General features: G+C 41.8%; 17 protein-coding genes and 1 CRISPR repeat array (1 of these 18 cut by a window edge). Of the genes, 5 read left to right on the top strand and 12 right to left on the bottom strand.

Going from position 1 to position 20,870, the window contains the following annotated elements; genetic code table 11:
* Positions 1-189 precede the first annotated feature (189 nt).
* Positions 190-1,545 carry a T9SS type A sorting domain-containing protein gene (locus tag ABD985_RS06870; protein ID WP_345370351.1) on the top strand — a complete coding sequence of 452 codons (1,356 nt, stop codon included), beginning with the start codon at positions 190-192 and terminating at the stop codon, positions 1,543-1,545.
* 85 nt (positions 1,546-1,630) lie between these two features.
* Here the strand turns inward: ABD985_RS06870 and ABD985_RS06865 are convergent, their stop codons facing one another.
* A complete protein-coding gene (locus ABD985_RS06865; RefSeq protein ID WP_345370349.1) occupies positions 1,631-2,959 on the bottom strand; it encodes an L-lactate MFS transporter in 1,329 nt (442 codons plus the stop codon).
* 559 nt (positions 2,960-3,518) lie between these two features.
* On the opposite strand from ABD985_RS06865, the gene pflB reads away from it, so the two are divergent.
* The 3 genes from pflB (at position 3,519) to ABD985_RS06850 (ending at position 7,618) form a co-directional block, all read left to right on the top strand.
* Entirely contained in the window at positions 3,519-5,750 is a 2,232-nt protein-coding gene (gene pflB / locus ABD985_RS06860) for a formate C-acetyltransferase (protein WP_345370347.1), read from the top strand.
* A gap of 135 nt (positions 5,751-5,885) precedes the next feature.
* On the top strand, positions 5,886-6,740 hold the full coding sequence (gene pflA, locus ABD985_RS06855; protein ID WP_345370345.1) for a pyruvate formate-lyase-activating protein: 855 nt from the start codon (positions 5,886-5,888) through the stop codon (positions 6,738-6,740).
* A 374-nt stretch (positions 6,741-7,114) separates the two neighbouring features.
* A complete protein-coding gene (locus ABD985_RS06850) occupies positions 7,115-7,618 on the top strand; it encodes a hypothetical protein (RefSeq protein ID WP_345370343.1) in 504 nt (167 codons plus the stop codon).
* 75 nt (positions 7,619-7,693) lie between these two features.
* Here ABD985_RS06850 and ABD985_RS06845 read toward each other — a convergent pair whose 3' ends face one another.
* The 11 genes from ABD985_RS06845 to ABD985_RS06795 form a co-directional block, all read right to left on the bottom strand.
* Entirely contained in the window at positions 7,694-8,620 is a 927-nt protein-coding gene (locus ABD985_RS06845) for a hypothetical protein (protein ID WP_345370341.1), read from the bottom strand.
* Positions 8,621-8,735: 115 nt separating this feature from the next.
* Positions 8,736-9,926, bottom strand: coding sequence for a molybdopterin molybdotransferase MoeA (locus ABD985_RS06840; RefSeq protein ID WP_345370339.1), 1,191 nt, complete (start codon positions 9,924-9,926; stop codon positions 8,736-8,738).
* A gap of 41 nt (positions 9,927-9,967) precedes the next feature.
* A complete protein-coding gene (locus tag ABD985_RS06835; RefSeq protein WP_345370337.1) occupies positions 9,968-10,576 on the bottom strand; it encodes a hypothetical protein in 609 nt (202 codons plus the stop codon).
* 435 nt (positions 10,577-11,011) lie between these two features.
* Positions 11,012-11,983, bottom strand: coding sequence for a GTP 3',8-cyclase MoaA (gene moaA, locus ABD985_RS06830; protein ID WP_345370336.1), 972 nt, complete (start codon positions 11,981-11,983; stop codon positions 11,012-11,014).
* Positions 11,984-12,216: 233 nt separating this feature from the next.
* Positions 12,217-13,128: a bifunctional molybdenum cofactor biosynthesis protein MoaC/MoaB gene (moaCB, locus tag ABD985_RS06825; protein WP_345370334.1), complete on the bottom strand. Its 912-nt coding sequence runs from the start codon at positions 13,126-13,128 to the stop codon at positions 12,217-12,219.
* Positions 13,128-13,574 carry a molybdenum cofactor biosynthesis protein MoaE gene (locus ABD985_RS06820; protein ID WP_345370332.1) on the bottom strand — a complete coding sequence of 149 codons (447 nt, stop codon included), beginning with the start codon at positions 13,572-13,574 and terminating at the stop codon, positions 13,128-13,130. The genes moaCB and ABD985_RS06820 overlap by 1 nt, the downstream gene beginning before the upstream one ends.
* 215 nt (positions 13,575-13,789) lie before the next feature.
* Positions 13,790-14,032: a MoaD/ThiS family protein gene (locus ABD985_RS06815; RefSeq protein WP_345370331.1), complete on the bottom strand. Its 243-nt coding sequence runs from the start codon at positions 14,030-14,032 to the stop codon at positions 13,790-13,792.
* Between the two features lie 105 nt (positions 14,033-14,137).
* Entirely contained in the window at positions 14,138-14,713 is a 576-nt protein-coding gene (gene mobA, locus ABD985_RS06810; protein WP_345370329.1) for a molybdenum cofactor guanylyltransferase, read from the bottom strand.
* Positions 14,710-16,092 carry a molybdate ABC transporter permease subunit gene (gene modB / locus ABD985_RS06805; RefSeq protein WP_345370328.1) on the bottom strand — a complete coding sequence of 461 codons (1,383 nt, stop codon included), beginning with the start codon at positions 16,090-16,092 and terminating at the stop codon, positions 14,710-14,712. Before modB ends, mobA begins: the two co-directional genes overlap by 4 nt.
* Positions 16,093-16,842, bottom strand: coding sequence for a molybdate ABC transporter substrate-binding protein (modA, locus tag ABD985_RS06800; RefSeq protein WP_345370327.1), 750 nt, complete (start codon positions 16,840-16,842; stop codon positions 16,093-16,095).
* Positions 16,832-17,224: a winged helix-turn-helix domain-containing protein gene (locus tag ABD985_RS06795; protein ID WP_345370325.1), complete on the bottom strand. Its 393-nt coding sequence runs from the start codon at positions 17,222-17,224 to the stop codon at positions 16,832-16,834. Before ABD985_RS06795 ends, modA begins: the two co-directional genes overlap by 11 nt.
* A gap of 569 nt (positions 17,225-17,793) precedes the next feature.
* Between ABD985_RS06795 and ABD985_RS06790 the strand changes: the two genes are divergently transcribed.
* On the top strand, positions 17,794-18,381 hold the full coding sequence (locus tag ABD985_RS06790; RefSeq protein WP_345370323.1) for an alpha-ketoglutarate-dependent dioxygenase AlkB family protein: 588 nt from the start codon (positions 17,794-17,796) through the stop codon (positions 18,379-18,381).
* Positions 18,382-18,666: 285 nt separating this feature from the next.
* Positions 18,667-20,870: direct repeats of the CRISPR family, unit length 37 nt; unit sequence GTCGCAATCCTTGTTCTAATGGATTATCCTTTCGGAG; it runs 16,246 nt beyond the window's last position.

Raw genomic sequence — 20,870 nt, 5'->3', positions numbered from 1 at the left:
TATGTGGTATACTATAACTTGAGATAAACTTGTCGCTGTCTATGGTTATCATTTATAAACAATAAGCGATAACCCATTACATGGCGTCTTTAAACAGATATCATACAACAGCTAAAGACTATACAATAGGTTTTTTGTAGATACCTTCTAATACTCCAATTGTTAATTAATCATTAAAAATCATTGAAAATGAAAAAATACTATCAACATATCCTGTTGGGATTGGTACTATGTATTGCCATGCCCTTAGCCGCACAGGAAGGATTCTATAAAGGAGTAGATCTTTCCTATGTGAATGAAATGGAGGATTGTGGGGCTGTTTACAAAGAGAATGGAGTAGCAAAAGATCCCTATCAAATTTTTGCAGACCATGGAGCCAATTTGGTGAGGATAAGATTATGGCATACTCCGGATTGGACCAATTACTCCAACCTGAAAGATGTAAAGAAAAGCATTCGTAGGGCCAGAGAGAAAGGAATGCAGGTACTGTTGGATTTTCATTATTCTGATACTTGGGCAGATCCTGAGAAACAGCATATTCCGGCAGCCTGGGAAAACGTAGAGACGGTAGAAGTACTAGGCCAAAAAGTATATGATTACACGTATGAAACCTTGATGGCCTTGGATCAGGAAGGACTGATGCCAGAACTGGTGCAAATAGGAAATGAGACCAATGGGAATATCATGGTCAAAGAAGGAGAAGAATTGTATCCGGTTGACTTTGACCGTATGGTTTTTCTGATGAAGGAAGGAATCAAAGCAACAAAAGAAGCTGGAGCAAAATCCTCCATTCAGCCGAAGACCGTGATTCATGTCGCAGGCCCTAAAGATGTAAAGTGGTGGTTTTCCGAAGCAGTGAGTAAGGGACTTACCAATTTTGATATCATTGGAATATCTTATTATCCCAAATGGCATTCAGAGTATAATATTCAGCAGTTAGGGGAGGTTATTGATCACCTTAAAGCGACCTATAGCAAGGATGTTATGATTGTGGAAACAGGACATCCCTGGACCGAGGAAGGCGTAGAGGAAAGTGCTGGAAATGTGATGAATGAATCAGCGCCAGGGTATGATGCACCATCTCCAAAAGTACAGCGACAGTATATGATAGATTTGACAACAGAAGTGTATCAACGAGGAGGCTTGGGGGTGATTTATTGGGAACCCGCCTGGGTGTCGACACCTTGTCAAACGTTATGGGGAACAGGGTCACATTGGGAAAACATCACTTTCTTTGATTTTGAGGGAGCGCTATTATCAACCGGTGGGATACAGTTTTTATCTGTTGACTACAGTAAGGACTTGGTTTTATATTCTGACCTAATGGAGGTGTTGCAAAATGATAGTATATACCCTAATCCGGCCTCAAACTATATTTACCTGAAAGGAGAAAAAAATAGTGTTTCATGGGAGGTGCATGATTTGAATGGGAAATGTGTTTTGAAAGCTGAAAATATGGACAGGCTGGATATCTCTTCCCTTCAAGAGGGTATCTATATATTGTCAGTGAATCAGCAACAACAGTTCAGGTTGTTGAAGAATTAAGAGTGAGAAATTTTCAATTATTAATTTTCAATCTTCATTTAATACACATTGAAAATTGAAAATTAATAATTGAAAATTAAAAAGGTTACGCTTCAGCGTGCTCTAACTCTCCCAACTCACTATATCGATCTTCCAAAATTTGCTCCAGTTCTTTTCTGTCTGCTTCCATCTTTTGTCTTTTCTTCACTTTCTTGATATCAAACTGTATTAAGATAGATACTGCTAGCGCTACTACGAAAAGCCCGGCAAAAATGTATAGTGTTTGCGCATAGCTTCCAGTGGTTTGGCGCACATAAGCGGCTAACTGTGGTCCCGCCAAGCCGGCAGCGGCCCATGCGGTCAATATATTTCCATGGATGGCAGATAGATTTTTGGTGCCAAAGACATCTCCAATATAGGCGGGGATAGAGGCAAACCCTCCACCGTAGAAGGTCAAAATTAAGAATACCAATCCTTGGAATAGGTAAGCATTAGTAGTTTGTGGTAGCAAGAAAAAGGCTACAATCTGTACGGCAAAGAAAAGGGTATATGTCATTGGACGACCGATGATATCCGAGAAACTGGCCCAACCTATTCTTCCCAATCCATTGAAAAGTCCCATAGCACCTACCATTCCAGCTGCAGCCAAGGCGGTAAGGCCTGCAATTTCCTGGGATAATGGAGCTGCTACAGAGATCACAGCAATACCACAAGTGATGTTAATGAACAGCATGATCCACAGGTAATAGAAGCGATTTGTCTTGAGGGCTTCTATAGAAGTCAGCTGTGCAAGGTCTTTTTTAATTATTTTAACGGGTTGACCATTGGCTTCTGCATTAAATCCTTCAGGAACCCATCCGGCTGGTGGAGGGGCCAGGTATTGGGCAGAACTCATCATAACTGTAAAATATACAACTCCTAAAATGTAGAAAGTAAAGGACAATCCAACGGTTCCAATCAGGTATTGAATGACGCTACTGGCAATCAGCGCACCAAACCCGAATCCCATGATAGCCAGTCCAGTAGCCAGTCCTCGACGGTCAGGAAACCATTTAACCAAGGTAGATACAGGACAGATATAACCAACGCCCAAACCTATACCTCCTATGACACCATAGCCTAGATAAAAAAGATAAACACTTTCCAATTGAATGGATAAACCAGCTAATAGAAGGCCAGCGCCATAAAAAGAAGCGGAGAGCATTCCACTTTTTCTTGGGCCTATACGTTCTACCAAACGTCCTAGAAATGCAGCAGAAAGCCCTAAAAATAAGATCGCAATACTGAAGGCCCAGGCTGTTTGCTTAAATTCCCAGCCTATTTCTTCTAGCAAAGGCTTTTTTAAAACACTATAAGCATAAACAGCGCCAATAGAAATATGAATGCCCACGGCAGAGGCTGCGATGAGCCAACGGTTTTTGATTTTTTCAGTCATAAGAATAGAATGGTTTTAGTAAAGTCTTTTTAAGGTATCTAAAAGCAGGAGCAGGCAATTTGCATGTTCGCTACGGTAGAGAATGTTTGGTTTATGGCTTATCGCTTATCGGTTAACTAAGATTGAAAAATAATCGTCATACTACCCAACAGCTTTGTTGAACCGTTGAATCGTTGAATTGAGCTTTGCTCGTTGATTCGAGTTGAACTGTTGACTGAATTCAATAAACGATTTAACTCGAATCAACTCACCAAAGGTGGAATTCAACGATTCAACGGTTCAACAAAGCTAGTTCACAGTATGACAGTTATTTATTCAAAGCTAATTAAACAATAAGCGATAACCGATAACCGATAAGCATAAGTAATTATCGTAAATCAAACACTTTAGGAATAGGGGGTTGGTGACGGTTGTCAATGTATAATATGATCGTTATCAGATGATCACAATCACCATTTTCCAAGGGGTATTATCACTTGTGCGGTGTTATTAATTGCGGACTTTTGAATTACAAAAACAGCAAACAATCAACCATTTTAATTTTTAAACGAAAACGAAAATGATCGCAGAAGTCAAACCATTTGTAGAAGGAAGATGGAATAAAGCCATTGATGTAAGGAATTTTGTAGTGAATAACATTACACCTTATTATGGGGATGAGTCATTCTTGAGTGGAATTTCTGAGAAAACCCAAGTGCTTTATGACCTTTGTATGGAGGCAGTGAAAGAAGAGATGAGTAATGGAGGTGTACGTTCGATAGACCCTTCTACCATTTCACGAATTGCTTCTCATGCTGCAGGGTACATTTCTAAAGATCACGAGGTAATCGTAGGATTGCAAACGGATGAATTACTTAGAAGAGCCATCAAGCCTTACGGAGGTGCTCGTGTAGTGGAGAAAGCTTGTGCCGAGCACGGTGTACAGCTAGATCCTAAAGTAAAAGAGCTTTTCGCTAAATATGTAAAATCACATAACGATGGAGTGTTTGATGCTTACACTTCAGAAGTTAGAAAATATAGATCCCTTGGTTTCTTGACTGGTTTGCCAGACAACTACGCAAGGGGAAGAATCATTGGTGATTACCGTCGTTTGGCACTTTATGGTGCAGACCGTTTGATCGAGGAAAAACTAAATGACCTTGAGAAAGTTGACGGCCCAATGAATGATTATAGCATTCGTCTAAGAGAAGAGGTGAGTGAGCAAATCAAGGCGCTAAAAGAGATTATCGAACTAGGTAAGATCTATGGTCTTGAGTTGAACCGCCCAGCGACGAACGCACAAGAAGCTGTACAATGGCTGTACATGGCTTACCTGGCAGCTGTAAAAGAGCAGGATGGAGCGGCCATGTCTTTGGGTAATGCATCTACTTTCTTGGATATCTTTATCGAAAAAGATCTTCAGGAAGGAGTGATCACTGAAGAGCAGGCACAAGAGATGATCGACCAGTTCGTCTTGAAACTACGTATGGTTCGTCACCTTCGTATGGATGCTTATAACGAGATCTTCGCAGGGGACCCTACTTGGGTAACGGAAGCGATTGGTGGTTTGGATATGAACGGGACGCCAAAAGTGACCAAGACTTCTTTCCGTTTCTTGCAAACACTTTACAACTTAGGCCCATCACCAGAGCCAAACATGACGGTGCTATGGTCTGACAAGTTGCCGGAAGGATTCAAGAAATTCTGTGCGAAGGTATCTGTGGATACTTCTTCTATCCAATATGAGAACGATGACCTAATGCGTGAGACGCGTTGTGCGGATGACTACGGTATCGCATGTTGTGTGTCTTACCAGGAAATCGGTAAGCAGATTCAGTTCTTCGGCGCACGTTGTAACCTGGCAAAAACATTATTGTTGGCGATCAATGGCGGACGTTGCGAGAACACAGGGGTACAGGTAATTGAAGGAATTCCTGCGTTGACAGGAGAGTCTCTGAACTATGAGGAGGTGATGAATAACTTCAACCTGGCGATGAAGGAGATGGCTAGGGTATATGTTGATGCAATGAACATCATTCACTACATGCACGACAAATACTACTACGAAAGAGCGCAAATGGCCTTCGTAGATACAGATCCTAAAGTGAACGTAGCGTACGGTATCGCAGGTTTGTCTATTGTAGCGGACTCTTTGTCAGCAATCAAACATGCAAAAGTAACGCCAGTAAGGGATGAAAATGGCTTGGCAGTAGATTATAAAATCGATGGTGAGTTCCCTTGCTACGGTAACGATGACGACCGTGTGGATATGATCGCCAAGGATATCACGGCACACTTTAATAATGAGTTGAAATCTTTCGAGACATATAAGGGCGCAGAGCCTACCATGTCTATCCTTACCATTACTTCTAACGTAGTATACGGTAAGAAAACCGGAGCTACTCCTGACGGTAGAGCGAGAGGAGTTGCTTTTGCACCGGGTGCCAACCCAATGCACGGTAGAGATACACATGGAGCGATTGCTTCTTTGAACTCTGTAGCGAAGATCGATTACAATGATGCCCTGGATGGGATCTCTAATACGATGAGTTTCATTCCTAAGACACTAGGACCTGATGCCAACGTTAGGGTAAATAACCTGACAGCGATCCTAGATGGATACTTCAACAGAGGAGCGCATCACTTGAACGTGAACGTTCTGAACAGAGAGTTGCTGGAGGATGCGATGGAGCACCCAGAGCAGTATCCTCAATTGACGATCCGTGTTTCCGGATATGCCGTGAACTTTGTTCGTCTATCGAGAGAGCAGCAGCTAGAAGTATTGTCAAGAAGCTTCTTCGAAAAAATCTAGCAATTGATTGTTGAATCGTTGAATTTCACCTTCGGTGAGTTGAATTGAGCTTCGCTCGTTGATTCGAGTTGAACTGTTGATTGAAAGGTATACTAATACTCAGCCAACAAATCAACTCGAATCAACTCACCGAAGGTGAAATTCAACGATTCAACGATTCAACATTACCATAGTAAACAAACGACATCCAACGAATACTACTACCTTCAACGCTCTACATCTATGTCAATTACGACTCCCAAGATCACCGTTAACAACGTTGATACCCTTAAGATACACTCACTAGAATCCTTTGGTACCTACGATGGACCAGGCATTCGCTTTGTGATTTTCGTACAAGGGTGTCCTTTTGAATGTGTCTATTGTGCCAATCCCGATACCATGAAGTATCAGGAAGGAACAGTGAAAAACATTGAAAGTCTGGTACAGGAAGCTACCCATATGAAGCCTTACTTCTCCAATGGGGGAGGGGTGACCGTATCCGGTGGAGAACCTTGTGGGCAGGCGAGACAATTGGTGAAGTTATTCAAGCGATTGAAGGAAGAAGGATTACATACCTGTTTGGACACGAATGGTTATATTTTTAATCATCATGTAGAAGAATTATTGGAGTATACTGATCTGGTATTGCTGGATGTCAAGCATATCAACAGTGCGATTCATAAGACGATTACCGGAAGGCCCAACGAAAAGGTATTGGCTTTTGCCAAGCACCTGGAAGAAAAAGGGAAGCCTTTCTGGTTAAGATATGTACTAGTGCCGGGCTTATCCGATGATCCCAAGCACTTGCATGAACTGGGCGCACACTTTGCGTCCTATCAGCAGCTTAAAAAGCTGGAAATACAACCTTATCACAAGCTGGGTATACACAAATGGGAACATTTGGATAAAGAATACCCGCTAAAAGATACGCCAGAGAATACGCCAGAGCAATTAGCGAAGGCCAAGGAAATCTTTGAGCAGTATGTGACTGAGGTCGTTATTAACTAAGAGATGGTTGATTTTTGTAAATAGATTGTGTTAGCAAGGTCAGTGTTTGGTTGCACTGACCTTTTTCTATTGGCAATAATTTTGATGTGTTAGCAGCGCAGGGAAAGCAAGCTGAGCAACGGTTTTTATAGGCAGCTTGTTATAATAGATGAGGCGGAGCGTTTGTTTATACCGTTGTTGAATCGTTGAATTTCAATACTTCGTATTGAGTTGAATTGAGCTTCGCTCGTTGATTCGAGTTGAATTGTTGGTTGAGTGTTATTATATCTTTCAATCAACAGTTCAACTCGAATCAACTCACCGAAGGTGAAATTCAACGATTCAACGATTCAACCATGGTATGAAGAACTCCTTTGGAATGAAGCAGCAAAGTTATGAAAGAGGTATTATATCGACTAGACAAACATATCAAGGCACAGAAAAAATTAGCAGAAGGTTGTTACTGGATGGCTGGGTTATTACTATTTCTGGCAATAGGCGCACGATTTTTTGGACCGGACACACTAGTGGCAGAAGGCTTTTACAAGACTGCGGGTATACTCACTTTCATCATGTTGTTGAGGGGCTTTCACTATCGGTACATTTGTAATGTTCGTCACAAGAGAGCGGTGGACAGTATAGCTTCCAATGATCCACAACTACTAAAGGAAGAGTACCGCAGGATAGAACGAAGGGTAAAAGCATTTGTCTTGTACCAGATAATAGTAGGTATGCTGATTGTTCTCGGTATTGTATTGACGCTGGTGCCTGGTTTCCCTATCCTGAGAGGAGCTTCTTATGCGATGATTCTGATGTTTATCGGGGTGATTGTGGTGAGAGGAGTAATTCATCCTCCTACTCGATATTACCTGAAGGAACTGGAGCGCCAATTAAGTTAAAAATATATTTCCATAGGATTACGTAGGGTCATACCTGCAGGTATAACCCTACGTAATCCTATGGGGTAAATAGTGTTAAACTTTTTCAGCGAATCGGATATAAGGCATCTTATACCTTAAGGAGACAAAGAAGCTGACCCAAACAAAAAATGCGAGTACAAAGGATAATCCGAGGTTACTGTAGAGTAAATTCTGAACTTCTGAATTCATTTGAAAGATTTCAATGGCTTCTGTGAGCTGAAATCCTTCATTCATTAGTATTCCTAATACAGTGAGGAGATTGGCTATTACGATGCTTCCAATGTTAATGGAGACAATGATATACTTCGTTAAATTACCTTGCTTACCTTTGAAGTAATCGTAGCCCTTTAAAGCCAAATAGCCGATGACTATAGACATTGCGGAGGCTAGATAACCGAGGTAAACGGCCACAAAGACCCAGGCGATAATTCCAATTATTGAAAATAACGCTGCTCCAACAGAACCTGATAAATAGTTTTTTCTTTTCTGGTTTGTTGCTTGTATGGCAAGGTCTATATGTTTCTCATGTTTTGTGAAGCAAGTTTTACATAGGTGCATCCCGCCATTTTCAACTTCATAAAAGCCTAATTGAGAAGTTGAATGACAACTTTGGCAGTCCTTATGTGTTGGAACCTCATACTCATTTAATAATGAAACGATATGATCCATTAAATGATAAACAGTAGCTATTTTAGTGTATCTGAAATTCTCTATAAACTGAACAACAATACCATTTTGACGAACGTCATAAGCAGTGAATTTTAATTCTTTTTTATGTAAGTGTAGGTTCTCACTAATGGCAAATCGCTTCTCCTCAGGTAACTCCTCAAAAGATATCGTCACAAGTTTATGTTGTGGGCTACTCCAAATACTAGCATCTGTGATCTCAAAAAGATACTCTTTGTAAAGTCCAAAAACGCCATTTTTTGTTTTATGCCAGCCTAGTTCTCGAGCTATTTTTTTAGCTTTAGGGAAGATCATTATCTAAAAAATTATCAATTAAAAAAATGAAAATTAATAATAAGAGATACACTTGTTAACTCCAATTTTTCAATTTAAAAATTATTTAGATTTCACCTTCTATTGTATGAATCTGCTATCGCAACAATAGCCTGACCTCTACCAATTCCCCCTCCTTAGTTATCCCCTGCTCTTTTGGAATATAGATATACCCCGATGCTTCCGTGAAAGCCCTGAGCATAGAGGAGGCTTGTCCTTGGAGCAGATGTGCTTTGCCATCCCTAAGTGTAGCTTTCAGAAACTGGGCACGATCGCCTTTTTTATGGTATTCAGTAGCTATAGGGACTTTAATGGTTTGTAACTGTTGGAAGCCTAGCCCGCAGTATTGATTAAGGGCAGGGTATACATACTCATGGAAGCAGGTAAGGGCAGCGGCAGGGTTGCCTGGAAGGGCAAATACATAGCAGTCGTTCAGTTTGCCAAAGAACAAAGGCTTGCCGGGTTTTTGCTTGACCTTATAGAAGATTTTCTCACAACCTAAATAGTCAAGGCTTGTTCCCACATAGTCATAATCCCCTACAGAAATTCCGCCAGAGAGCAATAAAAAGTCGTGTTTTTCGCTTGCTTCTTTGATGCGCTGTATGACTTCCTCTTGGATATCGAGCGTATGATAGGATTCCGTGGAAGTATAACCTGCCTGATGTAGCGCATGCTTTAGTCCTATGGTATTGCTTTCGTAGATTTGTCCATAGGATAAGGGGTAACCAATAGGCATTAACTCGTCGCCATTGGCTAGAATACCTATGGAAGGCTTTTGATAGACCTCTAGCTCAGTAACCCCTAGGGAAGCAATAAAGCTGATGACTTCCGGAGTCAATCGTTGCCCTTTTTTAACCGCAAAATCGCCCTCCTCGATCTGTTCTCCAACCGGACGAATATTCTGCCCCATACGGTAAGGTCGATCTTCAAAAGCAACCTTTCCATCTTTTTCCTCAGCCATTTCCTGTATGATAATCGTATCGACCTCATCCGGTACAGGTGCTCCAGTAAAAATACGCACTGCTTTTCCCGCCTGCAGTTTTACCTTTTCAGTAGAACCTGCCGGTACGATAGCCTGTATCGTAAAATCACCTTGATGAGAAAGGTCCTCGAACCGTACTCCATACCCATCCATGGCCGATTGACGGAAAGGAGGGAGGGCAATAGGAGCGTAGAGATCTTCGGCGAGGATTTCTCCCAAAGCATCTATCAGGGTGACTTTTTTATGGTTTGCTGTCAGTGAAATAGTTTGTTGTATTAGTGATTTAGCTTCTTCTACAGAGATCATGAAAGTGTAAGATTAAGGGAGTAGTAAAGTGAAAAATAGATTTATTTTCCGTCGGGTATTATAAGCATGACCGCATTGGCTTTTTGGAGTTCAAAGCCAGCAGCGACCCACTCTTCAAACGTTTTTTCACCCACTTTGGTAAGTTGCTCAGTAGGGAAAAATTTTACTCCATAGATTGTTTTATTTTCTTTTTTTCCATGAAAAGCAAAGCCAACAGATTCAATACGCTTCAGCTCTTTGAGTTGTGCCATCAGGTAATTGATATGTGCCCTCGGGGTGCTTTTTTCCATATAAATAATGAGCTCTTTTTGGCGTGTTGTTTGGTCTTTTAGTAATGCAGCGTAGGAATACTGATCGGCTACTAAATCACCAAAGTAAATCTGTGCGCTACCTTCTAAGTCTGGAGCAGAGATCGGTACGGCTGTCATGATTTCTTCATCACGATATTGGTAGAGTAAAAACTCGTTGAAGGTTAAGATAGGCTGTTGTATGGTTTTTTCAGCCAGTGATAGATCGCCTTCGGGCAAGTAGACATGAACATCCTGTTCTTTGCCTATTTTCTTCTTGATAAGAGCATCTGAAGAGTCGTCTTGAGCCAATAGTTGAATGGCTTGAAAGAGAATTATTGAAATTAAAAAAAATCTTTTCATTCTATTTTTAGGCTTAAATTCAAAGGATAGTAATATACAAGTTTAAGAGATCAAATTAGATTAGAAATTAGTTTTTGTAGTATTTCACACTGTCCTAGTTTCTTCTGCAGATCAGACATCATTTTTTAGGGGTTAGTGATTAGTGATTCGTTTATTTTGATATGCCTGGTGAAAGAGTTCAGATTTTATCGACTAAAAAGTGTTTATAAAATCAGTGTTACTATTCTTTTGTGGCCCCTCGTCCTAAAGACCGTGCGAGACGCTCCCATTTTATAAGCTTGAGCATTACATGCCGTGCGTAACGCTCAAATAATGTTTGAGGTCCTAGCGAGGACGCTAGGACCAGTACTTAGCTTAAGTTGACGACATTGTACCCTGAGGCAAGGACTTACCTCTTACCTTATACCTATTACTTTTTACCTTATACCTTATACCTCACCCCCCTATTCTTACCATACTTCGGTTATTCTCGGTATGCTGTTCTTCTCCAAAATCCTCTCCACCTCTTTCTTTCTTTTTATGGTAGACACTATCAGCAATAATAGGGTATAAGGCTTCTCCATTTCTGAGGGCCGTAAGCAAGTCATTTTCCGATTGGGAAAAAAGACAGTTTTTCAGCTTGCCGTCAGCAGTCAAACGCAAGCGATTGCAATCGGCGCAGAAAGGTTTGGAAACGGTGCTAATCAGTCCGATAGACACATCAGAACCTACCACCTGATAGTTTCTGGAAGTTTCATGGGGAAGATGTGGCAAAGGTTGAACCCGGTCTCCCAGATAATCAAAGATACGGGCTTCGACTTCTTCATGAGACATCCTTTTTTTCATGGACCATTGATTCCCTTTAAAAGGCATAAACTCAATAAAACGAATAGAGATTCCTTGCTGTATAGCAAAATCAATAAAGTCCTCAATCTCGTGGTCGTTTACACCTCTCATCAGTACAATATTCAGTTTAAGCTGAATAGCCGTAGTGGATAACCAAGCGATATTATCCATCACCGCCTCAAAATCATCTCTGCGAGTGATGTGCTTAAAGTGCTTGGCATCCAGAGAATCCAGACTAATATTCATGCTTTTCAGACCGCTATCCAATATCGCTTGACGGTGTTTCTTAAGTAAAACGCCGTTACTGGTCATATGCAAAGAGACCGGCAGTTGACTTAACCGAAGGAGTATAGCTCCAATGTCTTTACGGGCAAAAGGCTCTCCTCCTGTGATCCGTATTTTGTTGACACCCAACTGTACAAATTCTTTGGCAATACTTTCCAGCTCCTCTGCTTTCATCAAGTGTTCTTGAGGAGAGAATTCCACATTTTCGGGCATACAGTAAAAGCATCGAAGATTACAACGATCAGTTACTGAGATACGGAGATAATTGTGAGTTCGGTTAAATTGATCTTTCAGCATAATAATAATAGCTATTGTTGAATCGTTGAATTTCACCTTCGGTGAGTTGAATTGAGCTTCGCTCGTTGATTCGAGTTGATTTGTTGACTGATCTACTTCTCAATATTTTCAATTCTAATCAATGCATTGTCAAAGGGTTAAATTTGATAAGCTTCTTGGAACCGAATGTTCGACCAACGGTTCAACTCGAATCAACGAGCGAAGCTCAATTCAACGATTCAACGATTCAACAGTTAAGAATGTCGAGCCCCAGAAAACACTCGAAAAATATGCAAGGCTGCAGGAAAGAGCGCATCCATAGACTCCTTAGCCCCATTGGTAGATCCCGGAAGGGCTATCACTAGGGTTTCTCCTATAGTTCCCACCATACTTCTGGAAAGCATGGAGTAGGGGGTACGGTCTTGACCATAGCTGCGGATAGCTTCTTCCATTCCCGGAATACGTCTTTCCAATAAAGGTTCAAGCGCCTCTGGGGTATTATCCCTTGGCGATAGTCCTGTACCTCCGGTGAAGATAATCAGGTCCATCCCTTCTGCGTGGAAGTTTTTGGTGAGTTGCTGAATCTCTTCCTTGTCGTCAGGAATCACAAAGTAGGCTGGAACTTGGACCCCATAGGTATGTAGTTTCTCACAGATGACTTTACCTGCTTTATCTTCTTTCTTTCCTGCTGAGATACTATCGGAGCAGACGATGACTGCTGCTTGTAGATCATTTTTAAATTGATCTTTAAAATCGGACTTCCCACCTTTCTTTTTCACCAATCGGATGTTTTGCACCTCTACGCCTTTGTCGATAGGCTTTAGCATATCGTACATCGTTAAGGCAACCACGGAAGCACCGTGCATAGCTTCTACTTCCACTCCTGTTTTATAGATCGTTTTGACGGTCATAATGATGCGTACCTGCAGTCCTTCAATCTCATAGTCTACAGAGGTATATTCTATAGGAAGTGGATGACAGTCAGGAATAACATCAGAGGTTCTTTTTACACCAAATAGCCCGGCAGTCTTGGCCATTTCCAGTACATCTCCTTTAGGAACCTGTCGGTTTTGGATGGCAGCAATGGTATCCGGATGACTTACCTTAACCGTAGCCTCGGCTACGGCTGTTCTCAGGGTATTGTTTTTATGAGTGATATCAACCATTAGGCAGGGGTATTTTCTTTCCAGGTATAGGAATTATCTTCAAAAATTTCTTTTCCAAAAACAGCAACTTCCTTCTTGATGCGTTCCACTAGGTACTGACAAGCTTCAAAAGCCTCTGTACGATGTCCCGAGGATACAAATACAAACAGACAGATTTCCCCGGCTTTTACCGTGCCCAAACTGTGATAGATATGCATACAAGTCAGCCCCGTAAACTTCTCAAAAGTAGCCTCCCGTATCTCATGCAGGGCATTTTCGGCAACTTCCTCATAGGTGGTATATTCGATTGCTTGCACAGTCTTTCCATCAATTTCATCGGCACGTACCTGTCCCAAAAAGATATCATGGGCACCAATCGTAGTTTTGGTTTGATGCTTGGCAATAGATTCAGCAATAAACTCCGGAGCAATGGCTCCTTGTACAAATACTTTCTTCTTCTTTTTCATTTGCAGAGATGTTGAGGCCGCTTGCGCGGCTGGTTGAGTAAAGCTTCGCTTTGTTGAGATTCACCTTCGGTGAGTTGAGTTTTATCTTGGATTTTCACCTTCGATGAATTGAATTGTATGTCCACAATAAGTAATTTCACTGTTCACTGTTCACTGTTCACTGTTCACTGTTCACTGTTCACTGTTCACTGTTCACTGTTCACTGTTCACTGTTTTTATCCTCCAGAAAAGGGTGGTAGCAGCGCAATCTCCGCATCATCCGTAATCGGAAGGTTGTCATCTGCCAAGGTGCGGTTATAGGTAGTTTTATATTCGACCTCTTTTAATGGAGGATACTTGCTTTCAAGAAGTATTTTAAGCTCAGAGATAGGTGTATTCCCTTCTATCTGAAAAGACTCTTTCTGGCAGCCAGTAATATCGGTAAGCATGCCAAAGTATAAGATATTTAGTTCATTCATAAGCAGTTTGTTGAGGCCGCTTGCGCGGCTGGTTGAGTGGGCTGCGCCCGTTGAGTAGCACTTCGTGCTGTTGAGCAATGGTAGACACTGGTCGTAGCGTCCACGCTACGACCCAAGCATCGTTTGAGCGTCTACGCTCAATTTTAAGTCCGAAGGAGTATTGCAGTTGAATGTTTCCTCAGAAGGAATAGATAAGTAATCTACCATTACCTTCTTGATTAAGTCCTTCATTCTATAATTTTCTATTTCAATTTGCTTTTCAATAACAGACAGTACACTTCCAGCATAACAAGCAATTAAAGGATGTTCCCTCTCTTCATTTATCCCTATAATACTATGATGCTTTTGTATAAACAGCGCTTTCATTTTTTGAAGAGCACTTACACTGATATAGGGACTATCACAACTCACCACCATATACCCCTCAGCAGGATAAGCCAACATGCAGGCATGCAATCCCCCTAAAGGACCAATCTCCTGATGTCTATCTTGAATCAATGGGTATCCCAATGATTTGTAGGCTTCATTATTGGTAGAAATAATGACCTGAGAACATCCGGATTGTTCTAGTTTATTGCCGATATGACTAGCAAATGTTTCTTTGCCTATGGGTAGTAACCCTTTGTCTGTTCCCATTCTGGAGCTTTTTCCTCCGGCGAGTACAATGCCTATGATTTTCATGCCGTTAATGGGGGATAAGGTTGTGAAAAATGACCATTTTCAATTTGCAAATGACGGTCACAAAGCGTCTGAAGAAGGGCTTTGTCATGACTGATGAGTAGCATACCTATGTTTCGCTTTTGACAATACGATTTCAGGTATAGGGCTACCTTTTCTTTCAGTCGCTCATCTAATGCAGCAAATGGTTCGTCCAGAAGTAAGTAATAAGGGCCAGACAGTAAGGCCCTTCCTATAGCCACCCGCTGTTGCTGTCCTCCGGAGAGTTGTCGGGGAAGTCGCTTCAGGAAGGGTTTAATTTCCAGGATCTCTATCACTTCCTCATAGTATTCAGAAAGAAAGTACTTACTGAACTGTAGATTTTCCTCTACCGTCATATGGGGAAAAAGGGCGTATTGCTGAAACACAACCCCTAAATGTCGATCTTGAGGGGAGAGAAGCACTGTTTTATTGCTACTCCAATAGTGTTGCTGCTCGTCTTCAATACTCCCTTGGTGTAAGCTTTGACAACCGGTTAGCGCATAGAGTAACGTACTTTTTCCAGCTCCAGAGGGGCCTGATATACCGGTGATTTCATTGGTGTTAAAGGCTTCTTTTAGGGTAATGGTTTGTGCCGTGTAATGTATCTGAAAGTCAACAGATAATCGATGATAAGTTCTTTTAGGAAGAGAAAGTATAGTCCTTTTTTCTTTTCTTAAAACATGAGACCAAGGAATAGGAAGTGAAAGGGCATCGCGACGTTTCAATACATTAATCAAAAGTAGAATGCAGAAAGACAGTAAGAGCAATAGCAAGGCATACTCGTGGGCCGTATCGTAATTTAAGGCTTCGACTTCCTCAAAGATGGCAATAGAAGCTACTTTGGTTTTTCCGGGAATACTGCCTCCTAACATCAGGATCAATCCAAATTCCCCCATACCGTGGGCAAAGGTAATACCGATAGCTGTGAGTAAAGGCAGTTGTATGGCAGGAAGTAAGACGTATAGTAATGTTTTCCAGCTGCTGTGTCCCAATAAAAAGGCCATGTTCCGGTATTCTTTAGGCAATTGCTGAAAGCCCGATTGTATAGGTCCCACCATAAATGGTAAGCCATAGATCACAGAGGCTATCAATAGCCCTTCAAAAGAAAACACAAGGGATATGCCCAACAGTTGATCTACCCATGTTCCGATAACCCCTTCCGGACGAAAAAGCAATAGAAGATAAAACCCTAGCACGGAAGGAGGCAAGACCATCGGTAAGTTAAGGCAGGCCTCAAGGATGGCTTTTCCCCGGAAAGGACGAAAAGCCATCACATACCCTATAGGGATGGATAGGAATAATAAGATAGTGGTACTCCAGCCACTGAGTTTAAGACTTAATAGAAAGGGCGTATAATCCATTTAGTTAACGACTTCAAATCCATATTCCCTAAAGATATTCTGAGCGACAGACGATTGCAGAAACGTGACAAAATCTTTCGTTTGTATTTTATCGTTCAGCGGCAATACTGCCTGTGAGATTGAAAAATGATTTTCACACGAATGTGTATATAAGGCTTCCGACCCCAGTTGTGGTACAGATGATTGACTACTGAAAGCAACGGTGACTTGCCTGCTCTTGATATAATGATTGACCTGAGCAATACTCTGCCCGTAGACCAATTGCTTTTCCAGGAAATGATAACATCCCTTGGCTTTCAAGTATGCTACTGCCAGCTCCCCAAAAGGCGCAGTGCGTGGATTAGCCATCGCAATAGAAACTCCTTGCAGTTTTGTGGTATCTCCTTCAATTAGGGCACTCCAAAGTGCAGGAGAAGTACTCCACCCAGTTAACCGATTGGTCGATAGCCTAACGGGTGTCGACCTACTTTTTCGTTCTTGAGCTAACCGTTCTGCATAGCTTTCAGCGGCGGGCAAGTATACGTCATAAGGAGCGCCTTGCTGTATCTGCGTATACAGTTGTCCGGAAGCCCCTTGTACAAGCGTGATCTTGTGAGGATACTGTCTAGCGATTTCTTGCATAACAGGAAAGTTGCTAGCGGCTACAGCGACCAACAGTTCTTGTTTATTTTCCTTGGAGCACCCCAACAGATAGAAACATCCCAATAGGCCCCATAGACAAGATCGCTTGATGGCTATACTATTCCTCATAAATAGCTTTTATTTCTTGTTGAACTGCTTCTGATGGAGCAGCTTCTATTCGCTTTTGCAGCTCCTTACTTTCTGCTTTCAAAAATGATCGAAATTGCTTCTGAAAACTACGGTATTCGTGGATGTACTGCATCCCCTTGGCCGTTACCTTTGTTCCACCGCCATTTTTACCTCCCGTCGATTTTTCAATCACCGCCTCCTCTGACAGCTTATTCATTTCCTCCAGTAATCGCCAAGCTTTTCGGTAAGAGATACCTACTGCCTTGGCTGCACTGGAAATAGAATTCTCTTTTAGTAAAGTTTCCAGCAAAACGATTTTACCTTCCCCCAAAAGAGGAATGCCCTCGTCTTCGATCCAGAAGCGTCCTTTAATTTCCTTCATCGTTATTCCTTTGAATGCATAACGGAAGGAAATTAAATAATATTATCTTATAAAGCTAAGGTTGAAGGGGTTTATTTTGGATAAAGGATAAAGGATAAAGGAAGAAGGATAAAGGAAGAAGGATAAAGGAAGAAGGATAAAGGAAGAGATCATTTTATCAGTCATTGACTGTAGGCTATTCTAAGAGTTCAGATTTTATCCTTATTGAGGTGATGGGTTTGAGGTACTACTGACAAGAGATAAAATCGCGCTTAGAATACATGTTAGCAATGAAGATTATTGGTTTATCGGTTATCGCTTATCGTTTAAAAAAAATGTTGAAAAACTACCCATAGGGTATTGTATGTTACTTAGGGGTAAAATAATTTATCTTAACCGATAACCGATAACCGATAACCGATAACCGATAACCGATAACCGATAACCGATAACCGATAACCGATAACCGATAACCGATAACCGATAACCGATAACCGATAACCGATAACCGATCTCAACTTACCGAAGGTAAAACTCAACAGCACGGAGTGCTACTCAACCAGCGGCGCAAGCCGCCTCAACAAAGCATTATGAAGCAAATTTCTTTAGGAGACGGAGAGCTCCTTTATGACCCAAACTTTCTCTCTCCTGAAGAAGCCGATACCTATATCCATCAATTGATGGAAGAAATTATCTGGAAACAGGAAGAAATTAAACTATTCGGCAAAGTACACCCCTTGCCCCGCAAGACCGCCTGGTATGGGGATAAGGGAATCACTTATACCTATTCCGGACTACAAAACCAGCCAGAGCGCTGGAGTCCTACTTTGCTGACGTTAAAAGAACGTATCGAGAACCTGTTGGAAGGCCCCACCTTCAATAGTGTCTTGCTAAATTGGTATCGGGACGGCAACGACAAGATGGGTTGGCACTCCGACGATGAGCCAAGTCTTGGCAGGAACCCCGTTATCGCATCAATCAGTCTGGGAGCACCCCGCTTTTTTGATCTCCGCCATAAAAAAGACAAGACCCGAAAGCATCGCCTGGAGCTGACCTCCGGTTCGTTGTTAGTGATGCAAGGGGAGCTGCAGCACCATTGGGTACATCAGGTACCGGTGCAGAAAAGGGTGAAGGAGGGGAGAATTAATTTGACGTTTCGGGATATTAAGTTCCCGTAGGGGCGCGATTCATCGCGCCCCAAAACCCAAAACCCAATGTTCCCCATATGGTAGGAAAAATATTGAAAAAGGGAGGTGTAGAGCAAAATAGTGTGAGTGCAGATTTGGAATAATTTGATGGAGAGAGGGGCGCGATGAATCGCGCCCGTACGTTGTAAGCTAATGCTATAATAAAAAATGATCGGTTAAAAAAGGCAGTGTATTGCTGGAATGTATAGGTAAGCCTCTCGCGGATAATCCTTTCGGAGGGGCAGCTGTAATTCCTACGTTCCAGTATGAAGGATCGTCGCAATCCTTGTTCTAATGGATTATCCTTTCGGAGAGAAAAAGAACAGACGAAAACGAGAACGATTGACGTCGCAATCCTTGTTCTAATGGATTATCCTTTCGGAGTTAACATTAACGAAGAACAAGAAGCGTAATGAAACCTGTCGCAATCCTTGTTCTAATGGATTATCCTTTCGGAGCGCAGACGATTTACTGCAAGTGTATATAGAACTACAAGTCGCAATCCTTGTTCTAATGGATTATCCTTTCGGAGTGAAATAATAATTGACAGGGGGATACCCCTCAATAGTCGCAATCCTTGTTCTAATGGATTATCCTTTCGGAGTTGGATTGGATGTTTGAAGTGACACAAGACTGCGTGTCGCAATCCTTGTTCTAATGGATTATCCTTTCGGAGAGAAAGGAACGTAAGCAATGCGTAAGTTAAAAACGTCGCAATCCTTGTTCTAATGGATTATCCTTTCGGAGGGACAGAGCATGTCTAATATTGCCGATACGCTACAGTCGCAATCCTTGTTCTAATGGATTATCCTTTCGGAGAAGGAGTCTAAGAAGATCCTTAAGTCCGACAACGATTGTCGCAATCCTTGTTCTAATGGATTATCCTTTCGGAGACTATATAAGGTACGCCTGCGAATTGCTGGCGGAATATGTCGCAATCCTTGTTCTAATGGATTATCCTTTCGGAGGGAAGAAGAAGAGGATCTACTTTTAAAAGTAGAACGTCGCAATCCTTGTTCTAATGGATTATCCTTTCGGAGAACCTAAAGTACCGATGTTTATGGACGGAGGTATGGGTCGCAATCCTTGTTCTAATGGATTATCCTTTCGGAGTTGCATTAATAATACATTCAACAAAGATGTACCTGCAGTCGCAATCCTTGTTCTAATGGATTATCCTTTCGGAGAAAACTAGACATTATCCTTGAAGAAGTTTCTTCAGAGTCGCAATCCTTGTTCTAATGGATTATCCTTTCGGAGTCAATTTGATATTTGGTCAGAGGATTCTGAGGATGAGATCTTCGTCGCAATCCTTGTTCTAATGGATTATCCTTTCGGAGAATGGATGCAATGCAAACACTGATACAGTGGTCGGAGTCGCAATCCTTGTTCTAATGGATTATCCTTTCGGAGATATGTCCGTTAGTTCTACAGGTGTTAAGTTCACTAGTCGCAATCCTTGTTCTAATGGATTATCCTTTCGGAGCTGTAACGCAATCCCACTGATGCCCTTTGTGTAAAGGTCGCAATCCTTGTTCTAATGGATTATCCTTTCGGAGCTATTGTAATCACTAACAATAGTATCTTGCGTGAGCTCGTCGCAATCCTTGTTCTAATGGATTATCCTTTCGGAGAGCAAATGACATGGAGCTTGTTCACAGATGATTGTGGTCGCAATCCTTGTTCTAATGGATTATCCTTTCGGAGCAATGAGTACCAGTCCATGTTCATCAAGGATGTGAGTCGCAATCCTTGTTCTAATGGATTATCCTTTCGGAGCCGGTTGCGTTCTCGAATGCCATTGTCGTTTAGCGTCGCAATCCTTGTTCTAATGGATTATCCTTTCGGAGACTGTAGTTGTTTTATGTTTACCTAGAAAAGGTAGTCGTCGCAATCCTTGTTCTAATGGATTATCCTTTCGGAGCCGTTTACGTCATCATAAACAGCCATTCTTGGGAAGTCGCAATCCTTGTTCTAATGGATTATCCTTTCGGAGAGGAGGGAGGATATCTTGGAGTACATCGTCGCTAATAGTCGCAATCCTTGTTCTAATGGATTATCCTTTCGGAGTCTTAGAAAAGTACAATTTGCGCTTTTGCGCTGTGCGTCGCAATCCTTGTTCTAATGGATTATCCTTTCGGAGTTATTTCTCATACTAGAACCACGCAGCGATATGGAACGTCGCAATCCTTGTTCTAATGGATTATCCTTTCGGAGATGGTAAGTTCATTGCATCATTGTTAGATTACAAGAGTCGCAATCCTTGTTCTAATGGATTATCCTTTCGGAGCTCTAACAAGAGCTCTTTGGCTGAATTCTGGCCGAAGGTCGCAATCCTTGTTCTAATGGATTATCCTTTCGGAGCTATAGCTAGTCAATTCTTAGCATGGCAGAAAGATAAGTCGCAATCCTTGTTCTAATGGATTATCCTTTCGGAGCGGATCGCATATCCTCCGATAAGCTCCAATCCAGATGTCGCA

The organism is Algivirga pacifica, assembly GCF_039543525.1.
GTDB lineage: Bacteria > Bacteroidota > Bacteroidia > Cytophagales > Flammeovirgaceae > Algivirga > Algivirga pacifica.
Note: the sequence above shows the minus strand (reverse complement) of the source record. Positions and strands in the feature narration are given on the sequence as shown.